12 protein-coding genes are annotated in these 19183 nt (G+C 60.8%); 5 read left to right on the forward strand and 7 right to left on the reverse strand.

The window, feature by feature from the left end:
- Nucleotides 1-489: 489 nt before the first annotated feature.
- On the reverse strand, nucleotides 490-3195 hold the full coding sequence (locus IPJ76_08295; protein QQR88194.1) for a tetratricopeptide repeat protein: 2706 nt from the start codon (nucleotides 3193-3195) through the stop codon (nucleotides 490-492).
- Between the two features lie 80 nt (nucleotides 3196-3275).
- Between IPJ76_08295 and IPJ76_08300 the strand changes: the two genes are divergently transcribed.
- Genes IPJ76_08300 through IPJ76_08310 form a run of 3 tightly spaced genes read left to right on the forward strand, consistent with a single transcriptional unit; the run spans nucleotide 3276 to nucleotide 7283 of the window.
- A complete protein-coding gene (locus tag IPJ76_08300; GenBank protein QQR88195.1) occupies nucleotides 3276-3485 on the forward strand; it encodes a hypothetical protein in 210 nt (69 codons plus the stop codon).
- Nucleotides 3482-6445, forward strand: a complete 2964-nt coding sequence (locus tag IPJ76_08305) for an N-6 DNA methylase (protein QQR88196.1) — start codon at nucleotides 3482-3484, stop codon at nucleotides 6443-6445. Before IPJ76_08300 ends, IPJ76_08305 begins: the two co-directional genes overlap by 4 nt.
- 7 nt (nucleotides 6446-6452) lie before the next feature.
- The gene (locus tag IPJ76_08310; GenBank protein QQR88197.1) at nucleotides 6453-7283 is read left to right on the forward strand and encodes a DUF3800 domain-containing protein; all 831 of its coding nucleotides are present in this window, start codon (nucleotides 6453-6455) and stop codon (nucleotides 7281-7283) included.
- 429 nt (nucleotides 7284-7712) lie between these two features.
- Here the strand turns inward: IPJ76_08310 and IPJ76_08315 are convergent, their stop codons facing one another.
- Complete coding sequence (locus IPJ76_08315; GenBank protein QQR88198.1) at nucleotides 7713-8102, reverse strand: hypothetical protein; 390 nt, start codon at nucleotides 8100-8102, stop codon at nucleotides 7713-7715.
- Between the two features lie 236 nt (nucleotides 8103-8338).
- Here IPJ76_08315 and IPJ76_08320 point away from each other — a divergent pair, with 236 nt between their 5' ends.
- Nucleotides 8339-10510 carry a T9SS type A sorting domain-containing protein gene (locus IPJ76_08320; GenBank protein QQR88199.1) on the forward strand — a complete coding sequence of 724 codons (2172 nt, stop codon included), beginning with the start codon at nucleotides 8339-8341 and terminating at the stop codon, nucleotides 10508-10510.
- A gap of 10 nt (nucleotides 10511-10520) precedes the next feature.
- Here the strand turns inward: IPJ76_08320 and IPJ76_08325 are convergent, their stop codons facing one another.
- Nucleotides 10521-10895: an arsenate reductase gene (locus tag IPJ76_08325; protein ID QQR88200.1), complete on the reverse strand. Its 375-nt coding sequence runs from the start codon at nucleotides 10893-10895 to the stop codon at nucleotides 10521-10523.
- Nucleotides 10896-10980: 85 nt separating this feature from the next.
- Here IPJ76_08325 and ygiD point away from each other — a divergent pair, with 85 nt between their 5' ends.
- The gene (ygiD, locus tag IPJ76_08330) at nucleotides 10981-11868 is read left to right on the forward strand and encodes a 4,5-DOPA dioxygenase extradiol (protein QQR88201.1); all 888 of its coding nucleotides are present in this window, start codon (nucleotides 10981-10983) and stop codon (nucleotides 11866-11868) included.
- Between the two features lie 60 nt (nucleotides 11869-11928).
- Here ygiD and IPJ76_08335 read toward each other — a convergent pair whose 3' ends face one another.
- The 4 genes from IPJ76_08335 to IPJ76_08350 all read right to left on the reverse strand — a co-directional run bounded on the left by IPJ76_08335 (nucleotide 11929) and on the right by IPJ76_08350 (nucleotide 19141).
- The gene (locus IPJ76_08335) at nucleotides 11929-12354 is read right to left on the reverse strand and encodes a PIN domain-containing protein (GenBank protein ID QQR88202.1); all 426 of its coding nucleotides are present in this window, start codon (nucleotides 12352-12354) and stop codon (nucleotides 11929-11931) included.
- 23 nt (nucleotides 12355-12377) lie between these two features.
- Nucleotides 12378-13301, reverse strand: a complete 924-nt coding sequence (locus IPJ76_08340) for a hypothetical protein (protein ID QQR88203.1) — start codon at nucleotides 13299-13301, stop codon at nucleotides 12378-12380.
- A 64-nt stretch (nucleotides 13302-13365) separates the two neighbouring features.
- A complete protein-coding gene (gene asnS / locus IPJ76_08345) occupies nucleotides 13366-14817 on the reverse strand; it encodes an asparagine--tRNA ligase (protein QQR88204.1) in 1452 nt (483 codons plus the stop codon).
- Nucleotides 14818-14959: 142 nt separating this feature from the next.
- A complete protein-coding gene (locus IPJ76_08350) occupies nucleotides 14960-19141 on the reverse strand; it encodes an FG-GAP repeat protein (protein QQR88205.1) in 4182 nt (1393 codons plus the stop codon).
- Nucleotides 19142-19183 lie beyond the last annotated feature (42 nt).

The following is a 19183-nucleotide window of genomic DNA, read 5'->3' on the forward strand; positions in this document are numbered from 1 at the left end:
GCCAGGCGCTGACTCCCACAGGCCCCGGAAGCAAACAACCCCCGACCTGTCCGGGCCGGGGGTTGGTGCCGAGGTAGAGGGAGAAGGATACTGCACGCCGGTACCTCACCCCCAACCCTCTCCCAAGGAGAGGGGGGCGCACTTTACCATGAAGCGCGGCGCTGTTGGGCGGAGGTTGTTTGCTCGGGCAGTGCTTGGCAGTGTGCGACAGACTTGGTGGATCGCACACACCCCTCTCCCAAGGAGAGTGGGGCGCACTTTACCATGAAGCGCGGCGCTGCTGGGCGGAGATTGTTTGCTCGGGCAGTGTTTGGCAGTGTGCGACAGACTTGGTGGATCGCCACACCCCTCTCCTTGGGAGAGGGGCCGGGGGTGAGGTGAAAACAACAACCCCCGACCTGTCCTGCCGGGGGCTGCAGCCGAGGTAGAGGGAGAAGGATACTAGGCGGCCTTGGCGATGATGGGGCCGCATGCGGAACGTTATCACCGCTACCAAACACCCAGATAAGACAGCCCTTTTTCAACGGCGTCCGACCGCAGTTGCGGATCGAGTGCAATGGCCTGCCGATAATGGTCAGCGGCGCGGTGGTTGTCCTTCAGCACGAGCAGGGCCGAATAGAGATGCAGGTGCAGCATGGGTTCGCTGGGGCGGTGCTGCAATGCACGCTCCAGCACCGTGCGGGCATCGGCTGCGCGCACTGGCTGCAGGTGCATGTAGGTGGTGGCCAGGTGGATGGCCAGCGTTGGGTCCTCGGGTTGCAGGGCCAGCGCGCGGCGCAGCAGTGGAACAGCTTCGGTGTACCGGTTGCTCTTCAAGTGCACGATGCCCATGTACGCGTTGCCCACGAAGTCGTCCGGCTTGGCGCGCAGCAACCGTTCGAGCATGGTTTGCGCGCGCACAAGGTTGCCTTGCTCCACGAGGGCCACGCCCAGTTCCGATAGCGTGAAGGGATCGTAGGGGTCGGTGGCGAGTGCTCGCTCCAAGTGGAAGAGGGCGGGCTTGCGCTGATCGTTGGTGCGCGCGTGCTTCAGGTAGTGGATGCCCAGGTTCAGGTTCACCATGTGGTGCATGCTGTCGATGGCATAGCAGCGCAGCAACATGTCCACTGCGGCCGCTTCGTTGTTGTCGCCATGGAGCACGGCCATCTTCACACCATAGGTAACATCGCTGCTGTCCACGGCCCACACTTCGCGCAGCAGGCGCATGGCCAAGGTGTCGTTGCGGGTATCATATGCTGCGCGCGCCCGTGTTTGCAGCGCCGCCAATTCCCAACGCGGGTCTTTGTGCTGGGTCTTCCGCAGCAACCTGTCGGCCAGTGCGCGGTCCTCCAGGCTGCCTTTGCCGAGCACCTGCCCCAGCAGCAGCATGGCGTGGGTGTTGGTGCTGTCCGCGCCCACCACTTCGCGCAGCAAACGTTGGGCGCCTTTCAGGTCGGGTGGTTTGGTGCGGACGGCCAGCACTTGTGCCAGTTGGTATTTGGCGTACGTGTAGCCGGGGTCCAAGTCCAGTGCGCGTTCCAAGGCTCTGCGCGCGTCGCCGTAGCGTTTGTCCTCGATGAGTATTTCGCCGTGCAGCTCCCAGGCACCGGCATTGCTGCTGTCGGCGGCCAACGCCTGTTGGCACAAGCGGCGCGCGTAGGGCGGGTCGAAATGCTCGGGGTGTTCACGCGTGCCCACTATGCCCACCAAGGCCATCATCCAATTGGCGTTGCCGGGTTGTTGTGCAATGGCTTTTTCGTAATAACCGATGGCGGCTGTCAGGTTGCCGTTCTCCTTCAGCACGCGGCCCATGTAAGCCAGTACATCAGGGTCGGTGGGCTTCAGGGCCAGGGCCGCTTCCATTTCGCGCAGCGCCGGGCCGAAGTCGCCCATGAGGCGGTGGCACCGGGCCCGCATCAGGTGCACGGTGGTGATGCCGTCGGTGAGCACCAATGGAACGTTGTAGAGCACTGCGAGCGCGTCCGACGGGCGGTTGTCGCCATAGTACCGCTGTGCAATAACGGTTTTCACCAGGGCTTGTGCGGCCCGCAGTGCGCGCACCGCACCACTGTCCGTAAGTGTGCGGAAGGCCAGCGTGTCCAGATCGCCTTTGGGCCAGCGCCCCATGCTGGTGCCCACGAACTGCACGGCCAACCGGCCGCTGTCGGTGGCCGTGGGTTCGAAAAGCTCGCCGTACAGGACCACGTCGGCGGCATGTTGTTCCGCCAAGCGGTGCGCCTGGTCTTCGGTGGGCGCAGCCGCTAGTGTGGTGTCCGCCACAATGATCCGCAGCGCCGGGTGTTCGCCTTCGGTGTGTTCGCGCAGCCGTGCGGCAAGGGCTTCTTCGAAGTGCAATGCCAGGCCGGGGTTGTCCTGCAGTACCGCCAGTGGCAGAATGAGCGCGGTAGTAATGGTGGTGTCGGCCACGGCCACCACCGGCCCAGGCTCCGCGGGTGCTGTGCCGCGAGCAGCCCAATAGCCCGCCGCGGCCATTACTACCAGCCCGCCCGCGGCCGCCCACGGCCACCAACGGCGACGGCCGGGTGCCACAGCCGCTGGTGGTGCCACGACTTCCACCACAGCAGCGCGTTGTTGTGCTTCGCGCTCGGCCAGTTGCCGCAGCAGCGCCTCCATGTCGCCAATGCGGTTGCGGTGCAGCTCTTGTTCGTCCTGCAGGCGCCGCACATCGGCCGGGTCCGCACCAACGGGGGCCGGTGGCGCGCTTTCGCGTGTCTCTTGTTGCAGCACCTCTTTCAGCACAGCCTGTTGCTCGTGCTGCGTTGCGCTGCCCATCGCCTTTGCCAGGCCATCGGCGGCGGCTTGCGGCACTCGCCGTTGCAGCAGCCCGGTGTACACATGCTGCACCAGTGTGTGCGCCATGAACAGGGCACCTGCACTATCGCTACCGGTAACAGGTTTGCCGTGCGTGGCGTTGTTGCCGCGCGTGCGCAACACGTGCAGGGCGCTCACCACCTCGGCCGGTGCCAGCGCCTTGCCTTGTATGAGCCGTAGCAGCAGGTCGTACGTGCTGCCGCGCACGGCTTCCTCGCCGCGCGGGCCGGGCCATGCTATGCGCACTATGGTGCGGCACGCCGTTTCGCCAGCGTTGCGCAGGTTCATCAGCGCTTCGCGGTGGTCACCTTGCGCATGTTGCCGCGCTGCGGTGGCCGTCCACTCGCCAATGTTCTTCAGGTCCGGTTCCAGTGCGGGCAGCATGCTGATGCTGCCGAATGTAGCCGACCGGCGCGGGTGAACGGCGCGGGTGCCGGTGGCCGCTTACTCCCTAGACTTGTCACATGCCACTCTTCCAGCGCTCCGTTCTGGACAACTACCTGAAGCAGTTGGACGCCACGCGTGTGGCCGCGGCCTACCGCACATTCACCGACTTCTTCCACCACCCCGAGCGCCAAGCCAACATCCGCGATAGCAAGGACGAGCAGTTCCAGGAGGGCTTTGGTTGCACAACGGGACCGAAAGACGACGGTTGTAATTTCCGAACTTCATGACCCAAGCGAAGGAGTCGGCCAGAAAAGAGATCGCAGCGCTGGCCACGCGCTTTAGAGAGCAGTATGCCAGTTACAAGCGCTCGGACTATAACGAGACGCAGGTGCGGCGCGATTTCATCGATCCGTTCTTCAAGGCACTGGGCTGGGATGTGGATAACAGTGCTGGCAATGCGGAGGCGTATCGCGAAGTGATCCATGAGGACCGTGTGAAAGTGGGCAAGGCATTAAAAGCTCCCGACTACAGCTTCAGGCTGGAAGGCGGCAAGCGGCTCTTCTTCGTGGAAGCGAAGAAGCCGTTCGTGAAGGTGAAGAGCGAGATCGAACCGGCGTACCAAGTGCGTCGATACGCATGGAGCGCCAAGCTGCCCATCAGCATCCTCACCGACTTCGAGGAGTTTAGCGTGTACGACTGCACCAAGCGCCCGCACCCGGAAGACAAGGCCGCCGTGGCCCGCATCAAGTACATCACCTTCGAGGAGTACGACACGGAGTTCGATTTTCTCTGGAACACCTTCAGCAAGGAACAGGTCCGCAAAGGCAGCTTCGACCAGTTCATCAAAAGCGACCGGGGTAAGCGAGGCACAGCTTCCGTTGATGCGGCCTTCTTGGAGAGCCTTGACACTTGGCGCACCTATCTGGCAACGAGCATCAGCCTGAAGAACCATGACCTGGACGAAGAGTCCATGAACCATGTGGTGCAGCAGACAATCGACCGCATCATTTTCCTGCGTATCGCCGAAGACCGAGGCGTTGAACCGTATGGCGAACTAGCGGCTGCCATCAAGGAGGGGGGTGATCTCTACCAGAACCTCTACCAGCTCTTCCGCCGCGCGGACATCAAATACAACAGCGGTCTTTTCGACTTCAAGAAGGACAGGACAAGCGCGAACGTGGTCGTGGACAATAAGGTGGTGAAGACCATCGTGGATGAACTCTACTACCCGAAGAGCCCCTATGAGTTCAGCGTCCTGAGCGTGGAGATCCTCGGTAGCGCGTACGAGCAATTCCTCGGCAAGCGCATACGGATCGACAACGGGCACCGCGCCCGTATCGAAGAGAAGCCCGAAGTGCGCAAGGCCGGTGGCGTCTACTACACGCCGCAGTATATCGTGGACTACATCGTTAGCCAGACCGTGGGCGAACTGGTGAAGGGCCGCACACCGAAGGAAGTCGCGGAGCTAAAGGTGTTGGATCCCGCTTGTGGAAGTGGCAGCTTCCTGCTGGGTGCTTATCAGTTCCTGCTCGACTGGCACAAGGCGTGGTACCGCGAACACGCCCCGCTCAAAGGAAAGAAGCGCGACGAACTCCTTCGGCCTGATGGCGAACTGACCAGCGCGGTGAAGAAGCTCATCCTCACGCGGAACATCTATGGTGTGGACCTGGACGCGAACGCGGTGGAAGTGACCAAGTTGAGCTTGCTGCTGAAGTGCATGGAGGGTGAGACCGCGGCGAGCATCCAGCACAGTTTGGACTTTGCGCATGAAAGGGTACTACCGACGTTGGATGAGAACATCCTATGGGGCAACAGCCTTGTCGACACGGACTACTACGATTCGGAACTGGACTTCGGTGGCGACAAGAAGATCCGACCATTCAACTGGCAGCGCAACTTTCCGGCCGTCTTCAAGATCCGCAGGCCGAGCGTTCAACAGGAGTTACTGGCGCAGGCCCGACGCGTGAAGCAGGAAACCGAAGAGCAACGGGCCCGTGCGGAAGAGCTGCTGCGCAAACAAGGGAGCAATACCGCTTTGGAACCACCTGCCGAATACCGAACGACCCAGGGTGGCTTCGACGCAGTGATCGGGAACCCACCGTACGTCCTTTTGCAGAACCTGGAGACCAAAGAGTTCTTCACGTATGCGGCCAATCGCTATAGTACAGCGCGATACAAGATCGACACCTACCAGCTCTTCGTCGAGCGCGCGGTGAATCTACTGGCCCCAAATGGCCGCCTCGGTTTCATTACACCTAACACCTTCCTGAAGAACATATATGCCGAACCGATGCGGCGCTTGCTTTTGGACCGCACCAAGCTGAACCAGATCCTGCTGTTCAACTACAGCGTCTTCGCGCAAGCCAGTGTGGACACCTGTGTGTTCATCACCACAAAGGCAAGCGCCAGTACCAAGAGCAAGTTGGAGGTTTTCAAGGTGGACGAGGCGTTCGTTCCAAATTCCCTTGGCTTCGTCCCGCAGGCATCTTTTGGTGCCAATCAGCGTGCCGACTTTATTCTCGATGTAAGTAGCGCGGACCAACACCTGCTCGATAAGATCCTTGGCCAGTCACGACCATTAGGCGAGCCCTGCGGTGCTTACTTCGGCATTCAGGCTTGGGACCGCAAGAAGCACGTTGCCGAGAAGAAACTGAACAAGAGCTACAGGCCCGTTGTCGACGGTGCGGACATTGAGGCGTTCGGTCTGCGTTCCCAGTCGCTGTTCGTCCTTTTCAACTCGGAAGGCGTGAAGAGTGGCGGCAATGAAGCGATCCATCATCAGGAACGAATCTGCATCCGGCAGGTGGGGCACTACCCCATCGCTACGGTCATCCCTGCGGGCCTGTATGCCATGAACTCGCTGTACAACGTCTACCTGCGTAATCCCGGAGCGGAGGACCTGTACTTCGTTCTTGGAATCATCAACAGCCACCTGAACCGGTTCTACTGGAAGAAGGTACACTCAGATCAGAAAAAGACCTTCCCGAAGATCAAGAAAGAGGCAATACTGTCGGTACCGCTGAAAGTGGCGAAGACCAAAGCTGAACTGGAACTAAAAGGCCGTATCTCCTCGATCACCCGAACGCTGGTGACTTTCAAGAACGAACAATTCGAGTGGCATGGAGCGCTGAAGGATGCCGCTGCCCAAGACAAAGCGGCTCACATGGAGCAGCGGATCAATGAGGGCGTGTTTGCGCTGTACGGGTTGACGGAGCAGGAGATAGCGGTGGTGGAGGGGAGGAATTGAACGGACGATGGAATACGTTATCTGGTGCGACGAGTCGGTGCAGAAGGGAGCGCATTACAGCGATTTCTACGGCGGCATGCTCGTGCGTTCCGTCCATCTGCGCGAGGTGAACGACCGCTTGCGCAGTTCATTGGATACGCTGAAGTACCCGCACGAGGCCAAGTGGCAGAAGGTGAACGAGCACACGTTGGAGGTGTATGTGCGCTTTGTTCAAGAGGTCTTCAACCTCATCCGGGAAGACAAGCTGAAGATGCGCATCATGTTCAGGCAAAGCGCCCATGTGGCCCAGAACCTGACGGACCTGCACAAGGACCGGTCGTTCCACTTGTTGTACTATCAGTTCATCAAGCACTCCTTCGGTTGGGGGCATGCGAACCCGGGAACGGACACGATCGCGGTGCGCATCTACTTCGACAAATTGCCGGACAAGGCGGAGAAGAACGAGCTCTTCAAGAACTATGTCTTCGGCCTGCAGCGCTTGGAGCCTTTCCAGAGCGCCCGGCTGCTGATCCGCCCGGAGGATATTGCCGAAGTGGATTCAAGCAAGCATGTGGAGATGCAAGCAGTGGACGTGGTGCTGGGCGCCATGGCCTTCCGCCTGAACGACCTTCACAAGGCCATTCCGGAAGGCAAACGCCGCAGGGGCAAGCGCACGGTGGCCAAGGAAAAGCTCTACAAAACCATCCGTGCGGAGATCGAGAAGTTGTATCCGCGTTTCAACATCGGCGAAAGCACGGGGTCGGGGCATCCCGGTTTCGAAACACGCTGGAGTTCGCCATACCGTCACTGGAAGTTCATCCCTCGCGACTTCACGATCGACGAGGATCGCTACAAATGACAGCGCCCCACCATCGCTACTATCCTCCAACGCGAACGTTGGGCTTCGCTCCGGCAGGGCACCTGCACAAAAGTACACTGTTGCTGCTGCTGCCATGGCATGCGGTGCTTGGCAATGCGCCAACAAGTGTTCATAACCCGGTCCGCTCACCAGGGCCAATCCGCTCAGAAAGAAAATGCCCGAGGTGTACTAAGAAGCTCGCGCTTCAACGGCATGGAGCCGACCTTCATACCCCTCAGGCGCATTAAGGCTAGGAAGAACAGCAAGGGGCCGTGGAGCCTCGGCCGTCGTTATGAACCGCGCTATCAACCAAGCGCCCCCCTCACCCCACCACCGCCCGCTCGCTCAGCGCCGTCAGCAACGCATCAATGTCGCGCGCCTCGTCGCCTTGCGTGGCCAGTAAGTACAGTCCTACGCTTGTGCTTTGTCTCACTCCATCCTGTCCTCCACCCACGCGCGTGCTTCTTCCATCCGGGGGAACACCTTGAAGTGCACGCCAGCGGGTTGGTGCGGCAGGCGGAAGTCGCGGAGCTGGTCGTAGAGGGCGCCTTCGGCCACCCAAGCCAATACGTGCGTCACGCGGTCGAGGCCCAGCAGTTTGCAGGGGTCCACCTCCACGAAGCTGAGCGCGAAGCGGGCGCTTTCCGGAATGACGACGATGACGGCCTCCGGCACGGGGCCGGGCAGGAAGCGGCCGGCCTCCACGTTCTCGGCCACGCTGGTCTGGTTGATTGTGCTGTCGGGCCGGTAGCGGCGCAGCAGTATGCGGTCGCCCACCTTGCAGGCGTCGGCGCTCGCGGTATGTACACTGGGTTCCATGGCAGGTTGGTTCTTAAGTGCAGGTTGGTACTTGCACAACGAAAGCTAGGCCACCGGTAGTGCGCAGCACCAGCAAAAGTCGACCGGCAGGGCAGGGGTGTGGACGGAGGCGGGCAAGGGGGTGATGGGTGGGCCGCCCACGGAGCCGTGTTGGCATTGCCAGCTCACCAGAGCAACCCTGCCCATGGCGGACGTCTAGTTTCACGCGGCCGCAAACCCATCGGTGGCCCTTCACCATGCGCTTACTCCTAGCCCTTTCCCTGCTCATGAGCCTGCATGCCCGTGCGGTGCTCACTGTTACAGCCATCCCGTACGACGACGCATGCGGCAACGGCACGGGCTGGATCAACGCCTTTGCGTCGGGCGGCGTTGGTCCGTACACCTATTTCTGGTCGCCTGTTCCCCCCAATGGGCAGGGTACCAATGCGGCCACTGGACTGTTCGCCGGCACGTACACCATTACAGTCACCGACAGCAATGCCGATCAAGCGCAGGCCACCGTAACGGTGAACACCATCGCATCGCTTTTGCCCATGACACTTGCCGCATACCCCACCACGTGTGATGGCGCTTGCAATGGAACGGCGAACGCGCTGATCTCCGGCCCATGGGGCGGGTTGGCGCCCTACACCGCCACTATAGCTCTTGGTGGTTCGGCCACATGGAACCCGAACGGCGTGTACTTGACCGGTTTGTGCCCTGCAACGCCCTACACCGTTACCGTCACCGATGCCAACGGCTGCAGTGATACCTGGAACAACATCACGACGCAGGACTTCAACACACCGGTGCTGCTGAACCAAACGATCAATGGGAGTTGCAGCGGCGGCGCCACGGGCAGTGCCGTGCTCGATTACGACCAAGTGGGCTGGGTGGCCGCCACAGCAATGGGTGGCGCTCCAGCGCCGTACCTCGTAGCGGGCAACCAAGTGCTGATGAACAACCTGTCACCGGGCCAGTACACGGTCTCGGTTTTCCCGGCCGGCATGTTAGGCCCTGCAGGGTGTGACATTACCACGTTCATCACCATACCGGTTAGCCCCAGCCCGTGCGGCAACGTGCAAGGCACGGCCTATGTGGACCTGAACGGCGACTGCATTCAGGACGTGAGCGATGTGCCCTACCCGAACCGACTGATGGAGGTACAACCGGGCAACCACTATGGGTTCACTGATGTGGCCGGGCAATACAACATCGAACTGTTCTATGGCAGCTACGATGCGGCGCTGACGAACGCCATTGACTACAACGCGCTCTGCCCTGCCGTTGTGCCGGCGCCGTTCACCCTCAGCGGTCTGTCGCCAACGGCCAACATCGATTTTGCGCTGGAGTCCATCACCGGGCCGGACATGTACGCATACACCGCCTCCACCACACCGCGGCCGGGCTTCCCACTTACCTATGTCGTGTACGCAGGGAACAACGGCGCATACACCTTCGGTCCGTTCGATGTAACTCTTACGTACGACCCCGTGCTCACCTTTGTGAGCAGCAGTCCGGCCCCCACGGTGAACACACCGGGCTTCCTGCAGTGGAGCCTCGCGGGTCTTGCACCGTTCGCCTTCGAGGCCATCGGGGTGCAGATGGCAGTACCGCCGAACCCCGGGCTCATCGGCACATACATGGATGCCACAGCCGCCGTGTTGCCCGTGCCCGCCGATGCGGTGCCCGCCAACGACAGCTACTTCACCACGCGCATGGTGGTGGGCGGTTACGACCCCAACGACAAGCAGGCCTTGACCAGTTCGCGGCTTAGCACCACGCAGTACTTCCTGGATGCCGACGAGCACATCGACTACACCATCCGTTTCCAGAACACCGGCAATGCACCGGCCATCACCGTCGAACTGATCGACACGCTTTCATCGCATCTCGACATCGGCACGCTGGAAGTGCTTGCCGCATCACATCCCTTCAGTGTGCAACTGCGCCACGACACCGTGCTCGTTTTCCGGTTCGACAACATCATGCTGCCTGACAGCGCCAGCGACCCGCTCGGCAGCCAGGGCTTCGCCAGTTTCCGCATCGCACCCAAGGGCTCGCTGGTCTTGGGCGATGTGGTGGCCAACTACGCGGACATCTACTTCGACTTCAATCCGCCCATCCGCACCAACACCGTTGAACTTGTAGCCGACTTCACCACGGGTGTTATGTCCGCGCAATCGGGCGCGCGCATGGGCGTAATGCCGAACCCGACAAGCGATGCTGCCGTCCTATCGGCGGATGCCAAGCTGCAACCGCACCGCATCCTGCTGCGCTCCGCCACCGGCCAAGTGCTCCGCGACCTGTTGTGGCCGCGCGGGGATGCTCAAGCTGTGCTGGATCTGTCGCAACTGGCCACCGGACTTTACACCGTGGAGGTGCGTGGTGCGCATGGCATGGCCGTAGTCCGCTTGGTGAAGGAGTAGGTGTGCGAGGCTACTTCGCCGCCCCCACCATCGCCGCCCGCACCTTCGGCGCATTGCCGATGAGTATCCGGTCGTCCAAGACCATCACCGGCCGTTTAAGGAAGGTGTACTCTTCAAGGATGTACTTGCGGTAGTCCTTCTCTGTGAGCTTCCTGGTGTTCAACCCGAGTGCTCGGTACTTCAGAGCCACACGGCTGAAGAGCGCCTCGTAACTGCCGGCGAGCGCCTTCATCGCGTCCAGTTCCGTAGCGGTGATCGGGTCGCCTTTGATCTCGCGCAGCGTGAAGCTCTTCAGGTTCGGGATCGTCTTCAGGATGGCTTGGCAAGTGGTGCAGTTGCCAAGGTGGTAGATGATCCCGCGTGAGCGGGACAGGTTGCGGGGCATGGGGTGCGAAGGTCGGGCATTGGCTTCTTGCACCAGTTCAATGTGCATCCATCGCGGTGGTCGCACATTTGCCGCTGCATCGACCATGGACCGCAAGCAATTCCTCTTGTCGCTCGCCGCGTTGCCCGTGGCCGGTGCCGCCATGAAGCTCAATGACCTGGCACGCATAAACGGGCCTTTCAAGCCGAGCCCGCGCATGCCGGTGCTCTTCCTCGGCCATGGCAGTCCAATGAACGCCATTGAGGAGAACGAGTTCGTGCAAGGGTTCCGGCAGGTCGCAACAACATTGCCGGAACCACAAGCGGTATTGGTGGTTAGCGCGCATTGGGAAACGCGCGGCACGCTCGTCACCGCTATGGAGCACCCGCGCACGATCCATGACTTCGGTGGGTTCCCCCAAGCACTTTTCGATGTGCAGTACCCGGCACCGGGCAGTCCGGAACTTGCAGAGGAAGTGAAGAAGTCGGTTACGAGCGCCGCAGTGGGCCTCGATCATAGTTGGGGTCTTGATCATGGCGCGTGGAGCGTGGTGAAGCACCTCTACCCCAAGGCCGATGTGCCCGTGATCCAGATGAGCATCGACCGATCGCTCACCCCGGAGAAGCATTACGCACTGGCCAAAGAGATCGCCACGCTGCGCGACAAGGGCGTGCTGATCGTGGGCAGTGGCAACATGGTGCATAATCTGGGCATGGTGGCGTGGGACAAGCTGAACGACAGCTATGCCTACGACTGGGCACTGGAGGCGGACGGGAAGATGAGGCGCGCCATCATCACCGGCGATCACACGCCACTGATCGACTTCCACAAACAAGGCCGAGCGTTCGACCTGGCCATCAACTCCGGCGAACACTTCCTGCCGCTGCTCTACACGCTTGCACTGCAAGGCAAGGATGAACAGGCAGCACTGTTCAATGACAAGCCCCTGGCCGGCTCGCTGACCATGACGAGCGTGAGGATCGGGAAAGTGTGAGGTCCGCTCAGAACTCCGCGCTCTTCGGCGTCCGTGGGAAGGGGATCAAATCGCGGATGTTCAAGGCCTCACACGATCAAGGTCCAAAAAGGCTCCCTTCAAGTGGTCGAAATCCGCATCGGTCGTCAGGAGCTTCGCCTTCGTGATAGCCGCAGTGGCTGCGATCCACAGGTCATTCTTGCCCATGTTACGGGAAGAGAGTCCGAGCGTGACCCCGACAAGTTTGCCTTGACTGAATGCATCGATACGTGCGTAAGCTTCCATCATCGGCAGATCATTGTGACTGATGTCGATGACCACATACCGGCGCAACAACTTTTCCAGCTTCTCCTTCTTGGAGGCACCCCATCCGTTCTGTTCGGCGAGCGAAAGCAATTCAGCCATCGTTACGGTGGAAATCATGACCAACGCATCGTCCGCACCCAATGCATGACCGACCTGCGCCTGTTTCCAGACCGCATGGTCCTTCAGCGCAGCCAGCACCATGTTCGTATCCAACACGAACCGTCTCATGCCGTTAACTGGCCTATCAGGAGTTCGAAGTCCTCATCTCCGGGCCACTGACCCACCGCACTCTTGGAGGTATTGCGCCCACCCTTCTCGCGCAGTTGTCTTTCGATCTGGTGCTCAGCATTCTCTCCCCTTCGCTGCTTGGCGAAGTAGTCTTCGCCTTGTTCTACAGGGAAGATCCTTTGCACCTCGATGGTGCGTCGTCCACCCGGCTTGAAGTGAACCAGCCCTATTACAGTGGCCTCCTTCGTCCAGAACTGTGCGACTTCCGTACGATCGAGGTCATCGCTCAGGAACCCATCCATCACACCATCCGGTCCTTTCACACGGATACGCGAACTGCTATGTTGCAAAAGGTCAACAGTGCCTTGTAGCACGATGCGCTCGGGCTCAGGCAGCGACTCCTCCAGCACGGCGATCTGCTTAAGGCTATCCTTCCTCACGACCAGCTCCTTGGTGCGCCCTTCGTTGCTCACGCGGAAGGCCTCCTCGGGCGCACGGAAAACCTTCTTGAACGCGACCAATTGGTTCAGCAGGGGTTTGTCCAAGAACTCCTTGTTCGAGGTTCCGTCCAACGCATCATTGAAGGTGTTCATGAACAAGGACATCGGCGTCTGCTCCGCCAGTTGCAGCTGACCCTCATGTCGGAACGCATCGAACTGCACGCCCTTCAGGGTTTCGCCGAGGGTGGCACATTCCACCATCAGTCGCGTACTGCCTTTCATCACACCCACCAGATCGATGCGTAGTGCATCATCCAACTTGGCCTGCTTTCGGCCGGCAGTAATGCTCACTCCACGAAGCCGAAGTTGTAGGGCACCCTCGGCCACCTTCGAGATGATGTCCGCGAGCTGAACCAGTCGACGCAGGTCTATGTGACCATTGCCTTCAATCGGCTTGTCTATGGTGATCTCGTACTTCATGATCGTAGGCGGCTTTCCGTCAGGGACAGAACACCAAAGTAAGTGCAATGACGAGATCCGCTCCTCAGAACTCCGCACTCTTCGGCGTCCGTGGGAATGGGATCACATCCCTGATGTTCCCCATGCCCGTCACGAACAGCACGAAGCGCTCCAGCCCAAGTCCGAAGCCCGCGTGCGGCACGGTGCCGAAGCGGCGCGTGTCCAGATACCACCAGAGCTCTTCGGACGGCACGTGCATCTCCTTCATGCGTGCTTCGAGCACATCAAGGCGCTCCTCGCGCTGACTTCCACCGATGATCTCGCCGATGCCCGGGAAGAGCACGTCCATGGCGGCCACGGTGGTGCCCTTCTCGCTGTAGCCGAAGTCGCCGGGGCCGTTGGTGCGCATGTAGAAGGCCTTGATCTTGCCGGGGTAGCCTGTCACGATCACCGGCTTCTTGAAGTGCTTTTCCACCAGGTAGCGCTCGTGCTCGCTCTGCAGGTCGATGCCCCATTCCACGGGGAACTGGAACTGCTTCTTCTGGTACGGTTTGCTCTTGAGCAGGATGTCGATGGCGTCCGTATAGGTGATGCGCTCGAAGGGGTTCTCCAGCACGAAGGTCAAGCGATCGATCAGGCCCATGTCGCTGCGTTGCTCTTTCGGCTTCTGCGCTTCCTCTTCTTTCAAGCGCGCATCGAGGAACTGCAGATCGTCCATGCTGTTCTTCAGCACGCGGGCGATGAGGTGCTTGCACAGGCCTTCCGCCAGGTCCATGTCGCCTTTCAGGTCCATGAAGGCGGCCTCGGGCTCGATCATCCAGAACTCGGCGAGGTGGCGGGCGGTGTTGCTGTTCTCCGCGCGGAACGTGGGGCCGAAGGTGTAGACCTTGCCCAGGGCGGTGGCAGCGTTCTCCGCCTGTAGCTGTCCGCTCACGGTGAGGCGTGCCTCGGCACCGAAGAAATCCTCTTTCCAGTCCACTTCACCGGCCTCGTTAAGTGGCGGGTTCTTCGCATCGAGCGTGCTCACGCGGAACATTTCGCCCGCGCCTTCAGCATCGCTGGCGGTGATGATGGGGCTGTGGAAGTAGTTGTAGCCCTGCTGGTCGAAATACTCGTGGATACCGAAGCTCACCTGGTGGCGGATGCGGAAGATGGCGCTGTAGGTGTTCGTGCGGAAGCGCAGGTGTGCGTTCTCGCGCAGGAACTCGAGCGAGTGCTTCTTCGGCTGGATGGGGTACTTCTCCGCATCGCTGTCGCCGAGCACGTCCACGGAAGTCACTTGCATCTCCACGCGCTGGCCGCTGCCCTTGCTCTCCACGATCAGGCCTGTGCAACGTACGGCGGCGCTGGTGGTGAAGCGGGCGCGTGTGGCGGCATCCACTTTTTCCTGGTCGATCACGCATTGCAGGTTGCGGATCGTGCTGCCGTCGTTCAGCGCGATGAAGCGATCGTTGCGGAAGGTGCGCACCCAACCCGCCACGGTCGCGGTGGTGTTGGTGAGGGCGGTGTCGTCGAGGACGGACTTGATGGAGGTCATGGATCAGATGTTTCCGCCGTAGCCTTGGCGGAGGTGGAAGATCAGGGGGGTCAGACAATGGAAATGCCTGTCTCCGACCGAACTGGCCGCAAAGGAACGAAGGAGGACAGGAATGACGGCTTGCCGTTGGCGCGTCCGGGGATCAATGCTTGATGATCCTGTCTGTGGAAATGGTGGTGCCAGCCGCAGCAAGGATCCTGACCGTATAGGTGCCAGGCAGCAAGCCGGATAAGTTGACGGTAAGGGCTGTTCCAAGTCCGGGCGGCAAGACTTCGAGGACGGTCCGTCCTTGAGCGTCGATCACGTCGACCCGTTTCGCAGCATCGAACGCAACCCCCAGGTCGAGGTGGACCAAGCCATCCGTGGGATTGGGATAGGGCGCTCCGAGGGAGGCACAAGATGTCGATCTCGTGATGGGCAGTACGGTTGTGGTCCCGTCCAGGTCCTCCTGTTTCAAACGGTAGTACACCGTTATTGCATAAGGAGGTGCGGCATCTTGGAGGATATACTCCAGCACTTGGTGGCTGTGCCCTGCCGCTTCCACACGTGCGACTTCCGCCCACGCTTCGGCATCCGTGCTTCTCTCCACCACGAAGTGGCTGCTGTTCTCTTCACTAGCGGTGGCCCACGAGAGCTCTACGGATCCGTTCACGCATCGGGCATCGAAGCGAAGGAGTTCCACGGGCAGCGGCACGTTGTTGTGCGTGCCATGTCCATCGAGGTAACCAGGCATGTAGCGCCAAGGGCCGAAGACCTGGCCGGTGATGGCGGTGACGGGATCATAGCGAACACGAGTCCGCACCTTGGTGGCGGTGATACCTGTACCGCCACCGGGCTTATCGATCAAACTCTTCAACTCAACACCGGCCACCGCACCTGCTATGAAAGCGGGCTGCTGTGCGGTGAAGTCCGTGCTGTTGTTCACCAAGCCGTTGCTGCCGATGCTGAAGGCCTGGCCTTGGATGCGGGTCTCCCAGACAAGTCGCGTTCGGGAGCGGCCGAGGAAAGGGCGTACGAACAACCCTGCGCCGAATTGCGGGATGGGGATGTTCGACGCGGAGAGCGGTGTGGTGAGGTCGGTCTGGTACAGCCTGAAGTTCCCACGGGCAAGGGCCGTACTTGTGTTTCCATGGAACACGTAGGCTCTACCCGCTCCATATTGGCCTACGAGCAGATCGCAGTATCCATCCCCGTTCACGTCCCCCGCTCCGGTAGCGCTATGTGAACTTGAACCCGCGAAGAGTTGATCCTCGGCAGCACCGACCAAGCCTGTTGGTCCGCCGAAATAGAGCAAGGCACCTTGTGCGCAACTGCTGATCACGACATCGCTGTACCCATCGGCGTTGATATCCCCTGCGCTGGACACCGTGGCTGCAAAGAACCCTCCGCCATACAGGGTCGAGGCCCAAACCGGGGTTGCGGAAACGCCTGTGGGACCGCCGGAATGCACGAATGCTTGTCCACCCATCCATGCCATGATCACATCGCTGTATCCATCGCCGTTCACATCGCCAGTACTGCTGACGCACGATCCGCTGTGCGAGTTGGAGCCCAGCCGGTGCCCTGGCACGGTGTCGTCGAAGGTGGAGGCTGGTGCGGCACCCAATCCGCCGGGGCTACCATGGAAGATCACCACACGGCCCCGGTTGCCATTGTACCCCCCTGCCCCGATGATCACATCGCTGTAACCGTCACCGTTCACATCACCGGCAACATCCACTCCTTCACCATAGAAGCTGTTGGGCAGGTGCGGCGCATCGAATGGTGTGGAAACCCAGTTCGGGGCTATGCTGAGCCCGGTCGGGCTGCCGTGATGAACGACCACCCTGCCGGCTCCCGAGTTATGGCCGGGCTGCCCGATGATCACGTCGGCGTAACCATCGCCGTTCACATCGCCAGCGCTGCCCACGCTGAACCCGAAGCGCGTGTTCGCGGTGCCCGTCACCGACCAGTTCGCAGCCACGGGCAGCCCAGTGGCGGATCCATGGTACACATACACCGTGTTCCCGTAGTCCGTGCCCACGATCACATCGCCGTATCCATCACCGTTCACATCACCGGCGCCCGACACACAGTAACCATACCCCTGTACACCGGGAAGCAAATAGCTCCGGTCCGGTGCGATCGATGGCCCGTTCGTTGAGCCATGATGGATCGTGACCAAGCGGGCATCGGGAGCACCGATGACGATGTCCCCGTAGCCGTCGCCGTTCACGTCGCCTGCGCTGCTCACCGAGCGACTGAATGTGACGGGGCCGATCAGCGTATGCTCCGGAGCGAGAGTATTGATGGAGGCAGGACCGCCCAGGTAACAACGGGCCATCCCTTCGTTGGTTTGCCCATTGTCCCATTCCGGCACTCCGATGAGCACGTCACTGAACCCGTCGCCGTTCACATCGCCGGCGCTCGCCACCGCACCGCCCCATCGCGCCCCGGCCTGGTTGGATTCGCCTGACCAGGCCAAGCTCATGGCAGCGGTCAAGTTCCCGAAAAAGACATAGGCCCTTCCCTCCTGCGCTTGACCGCTCGTGTACTCAGGTCCGCCGAAGAGCACATCGCTGAACCCATCGCCGTTCACATCGCCAGCGCAGGCAACGGATTTCCCGAATTGTGCTTCCTGAAAAAGGCTGTTGTAGCTCCATGCACTTGTGGATACAAGGCCCGATGCAGAACCACGATAGATGACTACGCGGCCGTCGTTCAAAAAGCTGTTCGTGTGGAACGGGATGCCCACGACCACGTCCGAGTACCCATCGTTGTTCACGTCGCCCGCGCTCGAAACGCTGAACCCTGTCTGCGAAGAGGCTTGATCGCTTTCGGCTGTCCAGGCCGGCGTGGCGGCGAGACCTGTTGCACTCCCGTGGTACACGAACGCACGCCCCTCGTTGGTCTGGCCATTGTCGAAGAGCGGCGCACCGATGATCACATCGCTGTACCCATCACCGTTCACATCGCCTGCACTGGCCGCGCTTCGCCCGAAATACGCCAGCGTCTGATCACCTTCCTTGACCCAGTCGGCCACGGCAGAGAGGCCCGTGGCACTGCCGTGGTAAACGAATACGGCCCCCTCATCGGTTTGTCCGTTCTCGTACTGGTACGCTCCCACCAGCACATCGCTGTAGCCATCGCCGTTCACATCGCCTGCGCAGTTCACCACGAAACCGAAAAGCGCATTGGCCTGGTTGCTCTCGGCCGTCCACTGTGGCGCGGCCGTGAGGCCGGTGGCGCTGCCATGGAACACGAGCACGCGGCCTTCGTTGCTTTCGCCGTTATCGAAATAGGGAGCGCCTACGATGATGTCGCTGTAGCCGTCGCCGTTCACATCACCCGCAGTGGCCACGCTGTTGCCCAGGCCCATGTTCGCACCGAGCTGGTTCGTCTCATAGGACCAACTGATGGCGGCTGATGGACCCGAGGCGCTGCCGTAATGCAACTGCACCCTTCCTTCACCGGTCTGTCCATTGGCCCACAAGGGAACACCAATGAGGATGTCGCTGTAGCCATCGCCGTTCACATCCCCCGCGCTCGCCAGGCAGGTGCCCAACCGCGCTGTGGCCAGGTTGCTTTCGGTGGTCCAGATGGCGGTACCAGCCAAGGGGTCCACAACGATGGGATAGGTGGCTTGTTCATCATCCACGGATAGCACGATCAACCCTTCTTCCAGGGAAGCGACCGCGCGGAGCGTGTCCCCGTTCGCATCCCACACATGCAGGTCTGAATAGCTCATTTGCACGATCCCGGCCGTGTCCGCGAAGTGGAAGATGTCCGCTCCGGCGTGCGTGCAAACGAGGTCGCCTTCGGTCCGCAATTCCACACGCAACGGGCTGTCTCCTTGAGGCTTGCGGTGAACGATGAAGTTCTGACGGAGGCCGGCTTCGTTGTTGATGTGCTCCAGGTCGAATGCCCCATGCCGCGACAACATGTGCTCGTCGGTGAGTTCGGTCGGCGCATCCAGGTTCGGTTCGGACCAATCGCTTCCACGACCGATGCGCCCCACCAGGATGGAAACAGCCCACTCACAGCGGTCTGCGAACAGGGGTCTGCAGACCATGCCGTTGCCAAGTACCGTGGCTTGGAGGCCGTGTGACGCGTTCGTGGCGATGGCAGGACCGGTCGTCAGGACGGCCTTTTCCGCAGCGTGGGCCTTATCAAGCAGGGTCTCGATCGGTTCGGCCAGGTCCGTCGGTGTGCTATCGCTCGGTGCATCATTGCGTGCGCCCAGATCAACCGAAGCATCGGTAGAAACCAAGAACAACGCCGCACAGCTGGAGAGACCGAGCAACAACCCCGAAAGGCGGCCAACGGATGCGAACAGGCGTCTCATAGAGCCTGCAAGCTCCACCACATGAAGTGGTGCAGCAATAAC

It is taken from the genome of Flavobacteriales bacterium, from assembly GCA_016699575.1.
GTDB lineage: Bacteria > Bacteroidota > Bacteroidia > Flavobacteriales_F > PHOS-HE28 > PHOS-HE28.

Coding starts and splice junctions, on each gene's coding strand:
- IPJ76_08305 (QQR88196.1), top strand. CDS start 3,482: ATGACCCAAGCGAAGGAGTCGGCCAGAAAAGAGATCGCAGCGCTGGCC.
- IPJ76_08295 (QQR88194.1), bottom strand. CDS start 3,195: ATGCTGCCCGCACTGGAACCGGACCTGAAGAACATTGGCGAGTGGACG.
- IPJ76_08325 (QQR88200.1), bottom strand. CDS start 10,895: ATGCCCCGCAACCTGTCCCGCTCACGCGGGATCATCTACCACCTTGGC.
- IPJ76_08340 (QQR88203.1), bottom strand. CDS start 13,301: ATGAAGTACGAGATCACCATAGACAAGCCGATTGAAGGCAATGGTCAC.
- IPJ76_08320 (QQR88199.1), top strand. CDS start 8,339: ATGCGCTTACTCCTAGCCCTTTCCCTGCTCATGAGCCTGCATGCCCGT.
- IPJ76_08310 (QQR88197.1), top strand. CDS start 6,453: ATGGAATACGTTATCTGGTGCGACGAGTCGGTGCAGAAGGGAGCGCAT.
- asnS (QQR88204.1), bottom strand. CDS start 14,817: ATGACCTCCATCAAGTCCGTCCTCGACGACACCGCCCTCACCAACACC.
- IPJ76_08335 (QQR88202.1), bottom strand. CDS start 12,354: ATGGTGCTGGCTGCGCTGAAGGACCATGCGGTCTGGAAACAGGCGCAG.
- IPJ76_08300 (QQR88195.1), top strand. CDS start 3,276: ATGCCACTCTTCCAGCGCTCCGTTCTGGACAACTACCTGAAGCAGTTG.
- IPJ76_08315 (QQR88198.1), bottom strand. CDS start 8,102: ATGGAACCCAGTGTACATACCGCGAGCGCCGACGCCTGCAAGGTGGGC.
- ygiD (QQR88201.1), top strand. CDS start 10,981: ATGGACCGCAAGCAATTCCTCTTGTCGCTCGCCGCGTTGCCCGTGGCC.
- IPJ76_08350 (QQR88205.1), bottom strand. CDS start 19,141: ATGAGACGCCTGTTCGCATCCGTTGGCCGCCTTTCGGGGTTGTTGCTC.